The sequence below is a fragment of the Streptomyces prunicolor NBRC 13075 genome (assembly GCF_000367365.1).
Classification (GTDB): Bacteria; Actinomycetota; Actinomycetes; order Streptomycetales; family Streptomycetaceae; genus Streptomyces; species Streptomyces prunicolor.
The window spans coordinates 122,328-136,840 of record NZ_BARF01000085.1 but is presented as its reverse complement, the minus strand read 5'-3'; the positions used below and the strand labels follow the sequence as shown (position 1 = coordinate 136,840).

Below are 14,513 nucleotides of genomic sequence, written 5' to 3'. Positions count from 1 at the left end.
TTCGGGGATCGGTGATCGTCCGGTGGCGTTGGGCGTATCAGGCGCGGTCGTGGAGAGTGACCTGGTAGCCGTCGGGGTCGGCGAAGGTGAATGTCCGGCCGAAGGGGCCGTCGATCGGTGCGGAGACGATGGTGTGACCGTCGGCGACGAGGGCATCGTGTATGGCCTGGACGTCTGTGGCGTGGAGCCAGATCGCGGCACCGATGCCGGGCTGAGCAACGGATGCGAGATCGGTGCCGGGAACGACGTCGCGGAGTGCGAACGCGATCGGCTTCGTCTCGAAGACGACGGCGTGCGGAGGTCCGGCCTGCGCGCGGACGAGGCCGAGGTACTGCTCGTAGAACGCCTGCGAAGCGTCGAGGTTGCGCGCTTGGAGCGAGATGAAGTCGGGGCCGGTGGCGGGCATGATGATGCTCCTTCTTTTCGTGTCAGCTTTCTGACACATGCCAATCTATGTCAGAATGCTGACATGAATCAAGATGGTGTCAACCTGGAGAGGTCACTGGGCTACCTGCTGAAAGAGGCGTCGAGCGTCCTGCGCGCAGCCATGGAGGAGGTGCTGCGGCCACTCGGGATGAGCGTGACGCACTACTCCTGCCTCGAGCTGCTGGCTCAACGGCCGGGCTTGTCGAACTCCGAGCTCGCGCGTGGCGCGTTCGTGACACGGCAGTCGATGAACGTGCTGCTCCAGGCCCTGGAGCGAGAGGGCTACGTGACCAGGCCCGCGGAGGCACCCGTCGGGAAGGTTCTTCCCACACGGCTCACGCCTCGCGGCCGACGGAGCCTGGAGAAGGCGACCGTAGCGGTCCGGTCCGTCGAGGTCAGAATGCTGGCCGGCATGACCGAGACCGAGCAGTCAGGCGCGTTCCGGATCCTGCAGAGCATGATCCGTTCCCTGCGCGATGGCAACGCCGGTGCGTAGCTCGCTCCCCGGCGCACGTCTCGTCGCGCCCGGACAGGAGTGCAGCCGACCGTGAAAATCCGTGCAGGCGACCTCGAAAACCGACAGCCCCCGACTGCACCCTCTTCTGCAATGAGCCCCTGAACTGCGTTTCTGTGCAGGTCAGGGGCCATTGCCCGAGGGAACTCTCTGAACCACCTCGACCGGCACGAGCCGCACCCTCCCGGCGCGGACCATGGCAGACATGACCTCAGACGTCACCATCGTCGGGCCCACGGTCGGCGCCTTGTCACGTCCGTCTACGCGCTGCGGTCCGCTCATCTCAGCTCCCGAACGGCCGTGCACAGCTCCTACGCTGACCAGAGGCTGGAAACTGCGAGTGTCTTCCTGGACGCTGTCGACGCCTGCCGCAAGGCCGGGACCGCGAAGCAGCAGCGCAAGGCTCAAGAGGGAGCTCGCCCACCGCGCCATGGCGGTGCTGTACAGCGCCGTCGTGCCCCAGACAAGCGATGAAAAGATCATGGACTGCCTCCGGGAAAACGCGGAGCAATTTGAGGCGCTCGCCGAGGAGTTGGGCATTGAGCACGTGGACGATGACCGCGAAGCCCCAAACTTCCTTGAGGCCGTCCGCCGGGAGCAGGACGAGGCCCTGAAAGCAGGGAAGCCAGAGCTAGACATCCGCGAGTTCCATGCCGAGGCCAACCACCGTTCACAGCGGTTCGGGATCCTGGAACTTCGGGAAGTCTTGGTGTCAGGAGCAGTGCGCCGGGCACGGCAGGAGCGGCAGGACGCGCGCCGGAAAGCACTTGCTGCACTGCGCGAGCCCACAGGTGAGTTCGTGGACGCGGTCAACCTGTCCATGGCGTCCGTACCGGCGGCCCGTGGGCGCCTTCGGCCAACAGCGCTGCGCGTGCCGCCCCGCGGCCGTCGGCGCCCTACTGGATGAGGGTGGCCTCCCGCCGTCCGCGTACGGACCGCCGCTGCCGAGTCATCCGGCGACCGTAAGCCCGTACCGCGCCGATGGTTCGGGGGTGGTCGGTCATGCCGGCCGGGGCACGCTGTCTGGCGGATCTTGCCGATGCCACCGGGCCGACCGCCGCGTACTCCGCCGCCCTCAGGCAGCTTCGGCCGCGCGGAGCCGGGCATGATCCGGGCCGGATCGCCACCGACCTGGCGGTGATGCTCGCCGATGGCGGCGAGGCCGTCGCGGACAACCGAGACGGCGAGGCTAAGCTCCAAGTCGCCGATGGGTGGAGGCGCGAACGACGAGTTCGGTCGGCAGAATCACTTCGCGGGCCTCGGTCCGTCCCGACAGGACATCGAGGAACTCGGTGGCGGCCCGTCGGCCCAGTTCGCGCGCGGGCAGCCGGACACAGGTCAGCGAAGGCTCGAGCAGGGCGGCAGTGGGCAGGTCGTCGAAGGACGCCAGCGCGGCCCTGCCGGGTACGGCGACCTGGAGTGTTCGGAGCGCCTGGAGCGCGCCGTAAGCCATGACATCGCTGGCGCATACGATCGCCGTTACGCCCAGGGCATCCCACTCGCCCCACAGTTTGAGCAAGCGCTCAGAAGCAGCCTCGATGGTGTTGCCCGACGAAGCCTTCGAAAGAACCCCGCCACCGGCGTGGATTCGTACCGCGAACGCCTCGTATCGGAGGGCGAATGTGTCGGTCTGCTGGTCGGACTGAAGGTAGCCGATCCGCTGATGCCCGCGCTCCAGCAGGTGTGCCGCCAGCGCCTCCGCGCCTGACACGAGGTCGAAGTTGACCCGCACCAGGCCGGAAGGGCCTCTGGGCGAGTCGAGCAGCACGGCCGGGACGGACGGCTGTTCGCCGAGTGCCTCCAGCGCGCTCGCGTCGATGATGATGCCGTCAACACCGATGGCGAACAGCGCGGCAACATTCCGCCGCGCGGTCGTGTGTCCGATCTCCGTGGCGATCGACAGCAATTGGAGCCGGTCGTCGAACTCCTCCAGCAGCCCCATCTGGACGGCGGCGAAGAACGGGTTCGACAGGCCGGTAGAGACGAAGCCGACGATCCCGGACCGGCCCGTGGCCAGGCTCCTGGCCCGTCGGTCGACCTCATAGCCAAGCCGGTTGGCCTCTTCCAGGACTCGCTGCCGGGTCTCGGGAAGGACGCGGCCCGCGTCCTTCCCGTTGACCACCAGCGAAACGGTCGCCGTCGAGACTCCGGCGGCACTCGCCACGTCCGCCGCGGTCACCCTTCGTACGCCCTTGGTTCGCCCGCCCATTGGTCGTCAGGGACGCGGTGTCCGTGCGGACCCGTTTCCCCGCCCCCCCTTCGATTTCTACTCAGCATTTCCGGATACAGCTTTTGTGCAGTTCCGTACGATCTCCACTGGCGCATTTTACCATGCATGCGATGAAATTCGCATGCACTGAAATGATCGCCAATTACTTCATTCCGGCACTTGACCTGATCAAACCTTCATTCGTCCAGCTACAGGGGTGGCGGAGTCCTCTCGTTGGAACTAATTTCCGTGGACACACGCTGCCCGTTGGGTCCTTTATTGCCTATTTCAGAAGATGGTTTCCTAATTCTGATCATCATGAATATCAAGGCTAATTGACGGCGCATTTTCTGGCGGACAATCAATTCTTCCGGCTGGTGTTCGCAGTTTTCGGCCCCGCATGGCTCGGACCGTACCCGCCCCGCGCTGCCCGCAGGCCCGCGTCACGATCACCGGTGCCGCGTCGGCATGTCCCGGACCATGAGACGAGTCCAGTTAAGCGCTTGACTGGACGTGTCGGACAGGGTTATCTCTTCTCCCATCCACCCCTGACGACCGCCTCTTCGCTGCAGCAACGTCGAGGCCGAACAAGGACACGCCAATGCCGATCCAGGACCAGGAACACCCCGATCTCGACGTGATCATCGACTGCGACACGGGGACGGACGACGCGGTCGAGCTGCTCACGGCCTTCGGGATCCCCGGGGTCCGGGTCTTGGCCGTGACATGCGTGGACGGCAACGTCGGCGTGGACGCAGTGGTACGCAACACCCTCGGTGTCCTGGACGCCGCCGACGCGCCGGATGTGCCCGTCGCTCGGGGCTGCCCCGTACCGCTCGCCCAGCCGACCCCCGACGCGTCCTGGGTGCACGGCGACAACGGGCTGGGCGGGATAGAGCTGCCGGAGACCTCGCGGGCGGCCGTGCCGCTCCACGCGGTGGAATTGCTCCGGACCACGCTGACCGCCGCCGACCGTCCGGTGACCGTGGTGGCGACCGGCCCCCTGACGAACCTCGCCGTGCTCTTCACCTGCTATCCCGAGGTCAAGGAAAAGATCGAGCGGATCGTGGTGATGGGCGGGTCCGCGGCCGTGGGCGGCAACTCCGACGCTACGGCCGAGTTCAACTTCTTCCACGATCCCGAGGCCGCGGAGATCGTCCTGCGGACCGGGCCGAACGTCTGGTTGTACGGGCTGGACGTGTTCAACAGCGTGACCGTCCCCGCCGAACACGTCCGAAAGCTCGTCGAGCACACCGAACCGGCCGCCCGGCTCGCCGGCAACCTGCTGACCGGGATGGGAAAAACCTGGAACCGGGTGGACCCCGTACTCGGCGACACCGGTGCGTTCCTCGTCGCGGTCTGGCCCGAGCTGGCCCAGGTCTCCGCACACCGCACGACGGTCGAACTCCATGGCGCGTACACCCGGGGCATGAGCGTCGTGGACCGCCGGGCCGACGAGGACCTGCCGCCCTACACCGACACCTCGTGGTCGGCCGTCACAGTCGTCTGGTCGGTCGACGAGGACGCGCTGCGCGGACGTCTGATGGATGCGCTCCTTCGGCCGAGGGCACGTCGATAACCCGGATCAGCACTGTGAGCAGCGTCAACGTCGGCCTCGTGATCGGCCGCGACCGGGTGCCTACTGCCCGGTTCGCCACCCGTTCCCTCACCGACGCCCTCGTCGCCGCCTGCCGCCCCGCGGCCCCGGCCGTCACCAAGCCAGGCGCCCAAGCCGCCGTAACCATCGCAGAACACCTGCAACCCGAGGGACTTACCACCATGCGACCGACATCCACGAAAGCCATCGGCATCGCGAGCCTCGTACTCACGCTCGCGGCCTGCGGCACCAAGCAGACCACCACCCAGGCCGGATCGACCGGCAGCACCTCGGGATACAAGGCGTGCATGGTCACCGACACCGGCGGTGTCGACGACAAGTCGTTCAACCAGTCGGTCTGGCAGGGCCTGCGGAAGACTCAGCAGGCGGGCACCGCCGACGTCCAGTACCTGTCCTCGGCCACCTCCAGCGACTTCGCCAGGAACATCACCGCGCTCGAGTCCGCCGAGTGCGACCTGATCTTCACCGTCGGTTTCGCGATGGCCGACGCGACGACCGGCGCGGCCAAGGCGTCGCCGAAGCAGCACTTCGCGATCATCGACAACACCGGGGACAGAAAGAACGTCCAGGGGCTGCTGTTCAACACCACGCAGTCCGCGTTCATGGCGGGTTACCTCGCCGCCGGATACTCCAGGACCGGCGAGGTCGCCACCTACGGCGGGCAGGATCTGGCCCCGGTGACCGCGTACATGGACGGCTTCTGGGAGGGCGTCCAGTACTACAACAACGCGCACCACAAGAGCGTGCACGTGCTCGGCTGGGACGAGAAGACGCGCAAGGGCAGCTTCGCCGGGACGTTCACCGACCAGACCAAGGGCTCGCAGCTGGCCAAGAACTTCATCCAGGCAGGCGCTGACGTGATCTACCCGGTCGCGGGCGGGACCGGCCTCGGTACGGCTGCCGCCGCCCAGGCGTCCGGCGGCAAGGCTGCCGTGATCTGGGTCGACACCGACGGCTGTGTCGCCGCACCCCAGTACTGCGATGTCTTCCTGACCACCACCTACAAAGGCATCTCAAAGGCCGTGCAGACCGCGGTGAAGGGGGGCGCCGCGGGCAACTACGGCACCGGCGACTACGTCGGCACGCTCGCCAACGGCGGCACCGGCCTGTCGCCGTACCACGACTTCGCCTCGAAGGTCCCGCAGGCGCTCCAGGACGAGGTGGCCAAGGTCGGCGAGGACATCCGCTCCGGGGCGATCACGATCACGTCCAAGTCGCAGCCGTGAGGCTCGAACTCCGCGGCGTCACCAAGCGGTTCGGCCCGCTCGCCGCCAACGACGCGATCGACCTGACGGTGGAACCCGGTGAGATCCACGCCCTGCTAGGCGAGAACGGGGCCGGGAAGTCCACCCTGATGAACGTCCTCTACGGGTTGTACGAGCCGGACGAGGGCAAGATCCTCATCGACGGCGTTGCCCGGACCTTCCACGGCCCCTCGGATGCCATCGCCGCCGGGATCGGAATGGTCCACCAGCACTTCATGCTGATCCCGGTCTTCACCGTCGCCGAGAACGTGATGCTCGGGCACGAGGAGACTTCGGGCCCCTTCGGGCGGCTGTCCCGCGCCGAGGCCGCCACGAAGGTCCGCGAACTCTCCGACCGGTACGGCCTGGACGTCGACCCAGGCAGCCTGGTGGAGGACCTGCCGGTCGGTGTGCAGCAGCGGGTGGAGATCCTCAAGGCCCTCATGCGAGACGCCCGGGTGCTGATCCTGGACGAGCCGACGGCGGTGCTCACCCCACGCGAGATCGACGACCTGATCCGGATCATGCGGACGCTGCGTGCGCAGGGCACGTCGGTGGTGTTCATCACCCACAAACTGCGTGAGGTCCGCGCGGTGGCCGACCGGATCACGGTCATCCGCCGGGGCAGGGTGATCGGCGAAGCGCCGGTCACCGCGTCCGAACAGGACGTGGCCGCGATGATGGTCGGCCGGGACGTCCGGCTGACGGTGTCCAAGGCACAGGCCGCGCCGGGCGGGATCGCGTTGCGCATCGCCGGGTTGTCGGTGCGGGACGACCGGGGCCGCGTCAGCGTGGACGGCGTCGACCTGGACGTCCGGGCGGGCGAGATCGTCGCACTCGCCGGCGTCCAGGGCAACGGCCAGGAGGAGCTGGTCGAGGCGCTGCTGGGCCTGCGTACGCCGACCGAGGGCTCGGTCCTGCTGGACGGCGACGAACTGGTGGGGCGCAACCCGCACGAGGTGCTCGCCTCGGGGGTCGGATTCGTCCCGGAGGACCGTCAGCACGACGGACTGGTCGGGTCGTTCACGATCGCGGAGAACCTGGTCCTGGACCTCACCGACTCCGCCGCGTACGCGCGCGGGCCGCGCCTGAAGCTGGGCGCCGTCCGCGCCAACGCCGAAGCGCGGATCGCCGAGTACGACATCCGGCCCGCCGACGCGACGGCTCCGGCGAGCACCCTGTCCGGCGGCAACCAGCAGAAGGTCGTCCTGGCACGCGAGATGTCCAGACCCCTGCGGCTGCTGGTCGTCTCGCAGCCCACCCGGGGCGTGGACGTCGGCGCCCAGGAGTTCATTCACCGGCGGATCGTCGCCGAACGGGACCGGGGCACCCCGGTAGTGATCGTTTCCACCGAGCTCGACGAGGTCCGTGCGCTCGCCGACCGGATCGCCGTCATGTACCGCGGCCGGATCATCGGGGAGTTCGGGGCCGGCGCCTCGTCCGACGAGATCGGTCTGATGATGGCCGGCGGCACGGCCGAACAGGAGAATCCCCGATGACGACCGAGACGACGCCTGAGGCGACGCCCGACCTCGTGCTCCGGCCCCGGCGGATCCGCGCCCGGCTGCCGTGGACGCCACGAGGCGACGGCTGGCTGGTGACCGTGCTCGCGGTAGTGCTGGCCCTGCTCATCGGGGGGCTGTTCATCGCGCTCTCCGCCCCCGTCGTGCGGACCGACCTCGGCTACTTCTTCCAGCATCCCACCGACACCTTCCAGGACGCCTGGTACACCGTCCGCGACGCCTACCTGGCACTGTTCCAGGGCGCCGTATACGACGGGACCGGTTCGTTCGCGCCGATCGCGGGCACGGTCTACACGGCGGCCCCCTTGATCTGCGCGGGCCTGGGCATCTCGCTCGCCTTCCGGGCCGGGCTGTTCAACATCGGTGGCCAGGGCCAGGTGATCGCCGGTGCCATGGCCGCCGGATACGTCGGGTTCGCCTGGCACCTGCCCGTCGGCCTGCACCTGGTCGTCGCGCTGGCCGCCGGGATTTCGGCCGGTGCGCTGTGGGGCTTCCTCGCCGGGTTCCTCAAGGCCCGCACCGGAGCGCACGAGGTCATCACGACCATCATGCTCAACTACGTCGCGCTCTACGGCCTGGCCTTCCTGATCCAGACCAGCGCGGTCCAGTCCCCGGACAATCCGCAGACCAGCAAACTCATCCTCGGGTCGGCTCGGTTGCCCCGTCTTCTCGGCTCCGGCCTCCCGGTCGACCTCGGCATCGTCCTCGCCCTGGCCGCCACGGCGTGCGTGTGGTGGCTGCTCGCCCACAGCGGACTGGGCTTCAGGCTGCGGGCGGTCGGCGCCAACCCGGCGGCCGCACGGACCGCCGGCATGAACGTCCCCCGGACGACGATGACGGCGATGGCCCTGGCAGGATCCCTCACCGGCCTCGCCGGAACCCTGCTGGCGCTCGGGGGCGCCGCCCAGTACACGGTCACACCGCAGATCGACAACAACGTCGGCTTCGACGCGATCACCGTCGCGCTGCTCGGGCGGAATTCGCCGGCCGGGACGGTCGCGGCCGGGCTCCTGCTCGGCGCGTTGCGTCAGGGCGCGCCCACCGTGCAGGCCCAGGCGGGCGTCTCGGGCGACATCGTCACCGTCATCCAGGCGCTCATCGTCATCTTCGTCGCCGCGCCCCGGCTCACCCGGGCGATCTTCCGGCTCAAGGACCGCGGGCGTTCCGCATGGTCAGGTCTGTCCAACGGCCTCGCCGTCACGGCGACCACCGTACGTCGGGCGCGCTACCCGCGGCATGTGGCCGCCGGCGTGACGATCGTCGTACTCGGTCTGCTCGCACTGCCGGGCTTCGCACTGAGCGGCCGTACGGCACGACCCGCGCTGTTCCACTTCTCTCTCTCCGGAGACGGCGCCGCCTGGTCGGCCCCGTCCCGGCCGCTGGTGATCGTGCTCTGCGCCGTCGTCCTGGCCGCCGGGGTGCTCTGTCTCACCGAGCGGCTGCCGGCGCGGTGGTGCACGGCCGTCGCGATCTTCTGTCTGCTGCTGTCGTTCATCACCTGGTCGATCGCCGGGGACCCCACCGGCATGAACATCGTCTCCCTGCTGCAGGGCACGCTGTTCCCCTCCGCCGTCCCGCTGATCCTGGGCGCGCTGGCCGGCGTCATCGGTGAACGCTCCGGCGTGGTCAACGTCGCCCTCGAAGGGCAGTTGCTCCTCGGTGCCTTCGCCGCCGCGTTCGTCGGCTCCCTCACCCACAGCGTCTGGGGCGGGCTGATCGGCGGAGCCGCCGCCGGGGTGCTGGTCGCCGTCCTGCTGTCGGTGCTTGCGATCCGCTATCTCGTGGACCAGGTCATCGTGGGCGTGGTGCTCAATGTGCTCGTCCTGGGCATGACCAACTTCCTGTTCAAGCAGATCATCGCTCCCGCCTCCGACCGATACAACGCCGCCCCGTTCTTCCACGTCTGGAAGGTTCCGCTGCTGGGTGACATCCCTCTGGTCGGCCCGGTGCTGTTCGAGGGGACCTTCTTCCTCTACCTCACCTACGCTCTTGTCGCGGTCGTGCACTTCGCGCTCTTCCACACCCGCTGGGGTCTACGCCTGCGTTCCGTCGGGGAACATCCCCGCGCGGCGGACACCGTCGGCATCAAGGTGAACCGCACCCGTGGTCTTGCCGTCCTCCTCGCGGGAGTGATCGCCGGTCTCGCGGGAGCGATGCTGGTGATCGGAGTGGGGCAACAGGGCGTGTTCTCACCGAACATGTCGGCCGGCAACGGCTTCATCGCGCTGGCCGCCGTCATCTTCGGCCGCTGGACCCCGCGCGGCGCCGTCCTGACCGCCCTGCTGTTCGGCTTCGCCACCGAACTCCAGTATCTGCTGGCGCAGGCCGGCCCCCCGATCGACCCCAACCTCCTGCTGATGGCGCCCTACCTCGCCACCATCGTCGCCGTCGCGAGCTTCGTCGGCCGGGTCCGTCCACCCGCCGCCGTCGGCCGGCCCTACCGGACCGGATGACATGCCGGGCGGCGAGCTCCCCACCCACTCCTCAGGCGTCTTCGGGCGACTCTTCGATCCTCAACGAGTGCATGAACTTCACGTGGTCGTCGAGTGCCTTGATCGCCGACGCCGGGGCGCGGTTCTCGATCGCTTCCAGGATCGCCATGTGCTGGTCGATGGCGTGCAGCCGGTGCTCCGGCTCGAACGCGGCCTCCGTCAGGGTGGAGTCGGCGAAACCGCGGGCAATGTGCACCGCCGTCATCGCGATGTCCAGGATTTCGTTCCTGGCCGCCGTGGCGACCGCGGAGTGGAACATGGTGTCCAGCTCAAGGCGTTCGGCCTTGCTGATCGACAGGTCCCGGGATCGGTCGATGCACTCCCGCATGCGCTCGAGATCCTCGTCGGTGCGGCGGTCGGCCGCGAGTGCCACACAGGATCTCTCCAGGTGGAGGCGGGCCTCGTCGATCTCGGAGACTGTGATCGGGCCGGACGCCTGACGCATCCGGATGCTCTCGCTCAACGTCTCGGTGAGCCGGGCGACAGTGGGCAGGGAGACGAAGGTCCCGCCGGTGTTGCCGCGGACGGAACGCACCATCCCGGCGGCACTCAGGTTCTTGAGGGCTTCGCGGACCGTCCCGCGGGCGACGGAGAACCCTGCGGCGAGTTCGGCTTCGGAGGGCAGCCTCTCGCCGGGCTGCCAGACCCCGCTCGAAATCAGGTGCCGCAGATGGGTGGCGATCTGACCGGCCGCGTCATGGTGCCGAAGGACGAAGGAGGCGCTGGCCGCCTTCCAGTCCGCTGTCATGTACGTCCCCCACGCCGTAATGAGTACGAAAAGCATCCGCTCATCGCCGGTAACACCGGGATCCTAATGTCCAACATTAGACGTTCGGTTCCACCCTCACAGTACATCTGACTGAGCGGACCACGCACATGAGACACAGACACTCTCCCACCCTTCTCGCCGCGCTGACGGCGCTGTTCCTGGCCGGCTGCTCCGCCCCGTCCGCGACGAGCACGTCCACCGCCAAGTCGTCCACGTCCGCACAGGCATCCGACGACGCGATGACCCAGACCGTCGGCTACGCGACGAAGGGCTCGGCGGCGAAGGACAAGCCGAAGATCGCGTACATCGCCGAGTGCGCCTCGGCGTTCGCCTACTGCCAGGCACGCCTGAAGGGTGCCCGTAAAGCCGCTTCCCACTTCGGCGCGGACCTTCAGCTGTTCGACGCGAACTTCGACTCGGCGGCGCAGCTTCGGCAGGTGCAGGACGCCATCCAGCAGGGATACGACGGGTACGTCTTCTCCCCCGTGACCGACGCCTCGGGGTGCTCGGACTGGAAGCTCCTCAAGGCGACCGGAAAGCCGGTCGCCACGATCAACAGCCCCATGTGCGGGAACCCCGACTACACGACCGGCACGGTCGGTTTCGTCGGGATGCAGACGACCGACTACTTCAAGCAGACGTTCCGGAACGCGTTCAAGACCTGCGACGGCTCCTGCACGGTCGTCGCGGTCGGCGGCTATCTCGGATCCGATCTCTACGGACGCTGGAAGAAGGCGCTCGACGCCGTCAAGGCCGAATTCCCCGAGGTGACCATCGCCGATGCCCAGCCGGCGAGTTTCAACCCCAGCCAGGCACTGAGCGTGGTGCAGGACGCCCTGCGCGCGACGCCGTCGGTCAACATGATTCTGTCCGCGAACGACGACATGACCTTCGGGGCGGAACAGGCCGTCAAGGAAGCCGGACTCACCCCGGGCGACAAGGTGAAGATCTACAGCGTCGGAGGTTCGGCCAAGGCGGTCAAGCGGGTCGCCTCGGGCACCTGGAACGGCACTTCCGCACTGCTGCCGTACGACGAGTCGTACTACGGCGTGACGCAGTTGATGCGCAAGCTCGACACCGGCAAGGACACCCCCGGCTTCGCCTACCTGGCGAAGGCCCCGGCGATCGTCGACGGCCCCGGAACGGTGTTCATCACCTCCGACAAGGTGTCGCGGTTCACGCCGCAGTGGTGACGAAGGAGAACGGACACCCCATGACCACCACCGCAGCACTCTCCTTCGTGGACATCACCAAGGACTATGCCGGAGCCCGAGCCCTCGCCGGGGTGACCGTCTCGATCGGGCGGGGGACCGTGCACGCGTTCGTCGGAGAGAACGGCGCGGGAAAGTCCACCCTGATGAAGGTCGCCTCGGGCGCCGTCCAGGCGACCACGGGCCGGCTCTTCATCGGGGGGACCGAGGCCACCGCCCACAACCCACGCCAGGCTGCCGCCGCGGGCATCGCGATGATCTACCAGGAGTTGACGATCGTCCCCGAGCGATCAGCCCTGGAGAACGTTCTGCTGGGCAATCTCCCCACCCGGGCGGGCGTGGTGCGACGCCGGGCAGCGCTCGACGCCTACCGGCGGGCCACGGAACTCATCGGATGCACCGTTCCCGCCGACGCCCGATGCAGTCGGCTCTCGGTGGCGCAACAGCAACTGCTGGAAATCGCGAGATCCCTGGCCCGGGGAAGTGACGTCATCATCATGGACGAGCCCACCGCCTCGCTGGGCCCCCGCGACCGGGAGAACCTGCACGGGGTGATCGGCCGGCTCCGTGAGGCCGACAGGACCGTTGTGATCATCTCGCACGATCTCGCCGAAGTCCTCCAACTGGCCGACCAGGTCACGGTGATGCGGGAAGGAGCGGTGCAGCGCACCGCCGAGGTGTCGGACTGGACGAACGGTTCGCTGGTCGACGCCATGCTGGGTCCCGCCGCCCAGGCGCGGCGATATCGGCGTCGCCTCCCCGCCTACCAGGGCGAGGAGATCGCCCTCAGCGTCTCCGGTGTGCGATCGGGCACGGTGGATGTACCCCGCTTCGACCTGGGCAAGGGCGAGATCGTCGGCATCGCGGGACTGGTCGGGTCCGGGCGGTCGGAGTTCCTCCGTGCGCTCGCCGGCGCGGATCCGGTCAGTAGCGGCGAGATGCGGTTGAACGGCAGCCCGGTGAGGTGGCCGGCTTCACCTCGCGCGGCGAAGCGGCTGGGTTTCGGATTCGCGCCGGAGGAACGGAAGACGGAAGGACTGGTCCTGGGCCGGTCCGCGGCGTGGAACATCGCGCTGCCGTCGCTCGGTCGCGGAGTGGTGAGCGCCCGCCGTCTGTTGAGCGCGACCGGGCCGATGGCCGGAAGGGTGAACTTCCCGCCGTCCCGGCTGGCATCGGGCGCGGGCACGTTCTCCGGCGGCAATCAGCAGAAGTTGATGCTGGCCCGCTGGATCCACGCGCAGTCGCCGGTGCTGCTGCTGGACGAACCCACCCGCGGCATCGACATCGGCGCGAAGGCGGAGATCTTCGAGCTGATGTCCGACCTCGCCGCCGAGGGGGTCTCCATCCTGTGGGTCTCCAGCGAACTCGAAGAGGTGGTCACCCACAGCCACCGGGTCGTGCTCATGGCGCGCCACCAGCTCGTCGAGCCGGCCGAAGCGGTCGACTCCGTCGAATCGATCCTGAGAGCGGTCTTCGACCTGCCTCCCACCCGACAGGAAGCCCTCAGCTCATGACAACCTCCCCCGTCGCCCCGTCGCCGACGGCGGCAGCGTTGCGCATCCGGTCCGGCTGGTGGCTCGCCCGAGCGCAGTCGTACGGCATCGTCTTCGTGGCTCTCGCCCTGATCGCCCTGGTGACTGTCCTTCAGCCGGAGTTCATCGCCCCGGGCAACATCGCCAACATCCTGTCCCAGTGGGCGCCGGTCGGGGTGATGGCGATCGGCATGACGTACGTCGTGATCACCGGTGGGTTCGATCTGTCGGTGGGCTCCATCTACGCGGTCTCCGGAGTGACCGCGGCCGCGCTCGGATCGACGCAGGCTCCGGTCGTCGCCTTCCTCGCGGCCTTCGCGGTGGGGATCGCGGCCGGCCTGGTCAACGGCGTCGTGATCACGGTCCTCAAGGTGAACGCTTTCATCGCCACTCTGGGCAGTTCCCTCGTCTTCAGCGGAATCGGCCTGGTGATCACGGACAACCAACCGTTCGTGGTCGACTTCCCGCCGTTCAGGATCCTCGGCGCCGGACGCGTCGCGGGCATCCCCTACTCGGGAATCCTGCTGGTGTCGCTCATGCTGATCGCCGGTGCGGCACTGGCGTACACCGCGTACGGCCAGTCCGTCTACGCCGTCGGCGGGAACCCGGAGGCCAGCAGGCTGGCCGGCCTGCGCGTCACCTGGACGCCGGTGAGCGCCTACGTCATCTCCGGGTTCTGCGCAGCCCTCGGCGGCGCCATAACCACCTCCCAGCTGAGCTACGCCCAGGCCAACGCCAGTTCAGACCTGGTGTTCAACGTCCTCACCGTGGTGGTCGTCGGCGGCACCTCCCTGGCCGGTGGAGTCGGGGCGATCTGGCGTACGGCCGTGGGCCTCGCCATCCTCGCGACCCTGCAGAACGGCTTCAACCTGCTCCACATCAACTCCTACTACCAGGGGATCATCAAGGGCGCCATCATCATCGGCGCCCTCGCGCTGGACGGCCGACTGTCGCTGTCGCGCTCGCGTCGATGAC

12 protein-coding genes and 1 pseudogene are annotated in these 14,513 nt (G+C 68.1%); 10 read left to right on the top strand and 3 right to left on the bottom strand.

All coding sequences use genetic code 11. The annotated features are described in order from the left end of the window. Positions 1 to 37: 37 nt before the first annotated feature. Complete coding sequence (locus SPR02S_RS36495) at positions 38 to 406, bottom strand: VOC family protein (protein ID WP_019061965.1); 369 nt, start codon at positions 404 to 406, stop codon at positions 38 to 40. A gap of 63 nt (positions 407 to 469) precedes the next feature. On the opposite strand from SPR02S_RS36495, the gene SPR02S_RS36490 reads away from it, so the two are divergent. The 3 genes and pseudogenes from SPR02S_RS36490 to SPR02S_RS60810 all read left to right on the top strand — a co-directional run. Further along, positions 470 to 922: a MarR family winged helix-turn-helix transcriptional regulator gene (locus tag SPR02S_RS36490; protein ID WP_019061964.1), complete on the top strand. Its 453-nt coding sequence runs from the start codon at positions 470 to 472 to the stop codon at positions 920 to 922. Between the two features lie 448 nt (positions 923 to 1,370). Further along, on the top strand, positions 1,371 to 1,847 hold the full coding sequence (locus tag SPR02S_RS36480; protein ID WP_158697947.1) for a hypothetical protein: 477 nt from the start codon (positions 1,371 to 1,373) through the stop codon (positions 1,845 to 1,847). 92 nt (positions 1,848 to 1,939) lie between these two features. After that, positions 1,940 to 2,113 (top strand): annotated as a pseudogene (locus tag SPR02S_RS60810) (IS1380 family transposase); the annotation flags it as partial. Positions 2,114 to 2,129: 16 nt separating this feature from the next. Here SPR02S_RS60810 and SPR02S_RS36475 read toward each other — a convergent pair. Further along, complete coding sequence (locus SPR02S_RS36475; protein ID WP_019061961.1) at positions 2,130 to 3,119, bottom strand: LacI family DNA-binding transcriptional regulator; 990 nt, start codon at positions 3,117 to 3,119, stop codon at positions 2,130 to 2,132. 631 nt (positions 3,120 to 3,750) lie between these two features. Here SPR02S_RS36475 and SPR02S_RS57190 point away from each other — a divergent pair. The 4 genes from SPR02S_RS57190 to SPR02S_RS61910 are packed head-to-tail and all read left to right on the top strand — an operon-like array spanning position 3,751 to position 9,987. After that, entirely contained in the window at positions 3,751 to 4,728 is a 978-nt protein-coding gene (locus SPR02S_RS57190; RefSeq protein ID WP_019061960.1) for a nucleoside hydrolase, read from the top strand. A 14-nt stretch (positions 4,729 to 4,742) separates the two neighbouring features. Next, positions 4,743 to 5,993, top strand: coding sequence for a BMP family lipoprotein (locus SPR02S_RS36465; RefSeq protein WP_019061959.1), 1,251 nt, complete (start codon positions 4,743 to 4,745; stop codon positions 5,991 to 5,993). Next, positions 5,990 to 7,510: an ABC transporter ATP-binding protein gene (locus SPR02S_RS57185; RefSeq protein WP_019061958.1), complete on the top strand. Its 1,521-nt coding sequence runs from the start codon at positions 5,990 to 5,992 to the stop codon at positions 7,508 to 7,510. Before SPR02S_RS36465 ends, SPR02S_RS57185 begins: the two co-directional genes overlap by 4 nt. Beyond that, positions 7,507 to 9,987 carry an ABC transporter permease subunit gene (locus SPR02S_RS61910; protein ID WP_019061957.1) on the top strand — a complete coding sequence of 827 codons (2,481 nt, stop codon included), beginning with the start codon at positions 7,507 to 7,509 and terminating at the stop codon, positions 9,985 to 9,987. The genes SPR02S_RS57185 and SPR02S_RS61910 overlap by 4 nt, the downstream gene beginning before the upstream one ends. Before the next feature lie 31 nt (positions 9,988 to 10,018). Here the strand turns inward: SPR02S_RS61910 and SPR02S_RS59210 are convergent, their stop codons facing one another. Continuing rightward, on the bottom strand, positions 10,019 to 10,774 hold the full coding sequence (locus SPR02S_RS59210) for a FadR/GntR family transcriptional regulator (RefSeq protein WP_158697946.1): 756 nt from the start codon (positions 10,772 to 10,774) through the stop codon (positions 10,019 to 10,021). Positions 10,775 to 10,902: 128 nt separating this feature from the next. Between SPR02S_RS59210 and SPR02S_RS36440 the strand changes: the two genes are divergently transcribed. Genes SPR02S_RS36440 through SPR02S_RS36430 form a run of 3 tightly spaced genes read left to right on the top strand, consistent with a single transcriptional unit; the run spans position 10,903 to position 14,512 of the window. Beyond that, complete coding sequence (locus SPR02S_RS36440) at positions 10,903 to 11,988, top strand: sugar ABC transporter substrate-binding protein (protein ID WP_019061955.1); 1,086 nt, start codon at positions 10,903 to 10,905, stop codon at positions 11,986 to 11,988. 20 nt (positions 11,989 to 12,008) lie between these two features. Further along, positions 12,009 to 13,520 (top strand): sugar ABC transporter ATP-binding protein, encoded by a 1,512-nt coding sequence (locus tag SPR02S_RS36435; RefSeq protein ID WP_019061954.1) that lies wholly within the window; start codon positions 12,009 to 12,011, stop codon positions 13,518 to 13,520. After that, a complete protein-coding gene (locus tag SPR02S_RS36430; RefSeq protein ID WP_019061953.1) occupies positions 13,517 to 14,512 on the top strand; it encodes an ABC transporter permease in 996 nt (331 codons plus the stop codon). The genes SPR02S_RS36435 and SPR02S_RS36430 overlap by 4 nt, the downstream gene beginning before the upstream one ends. Position 14,513: the final 1 nt, after the last annotated feature.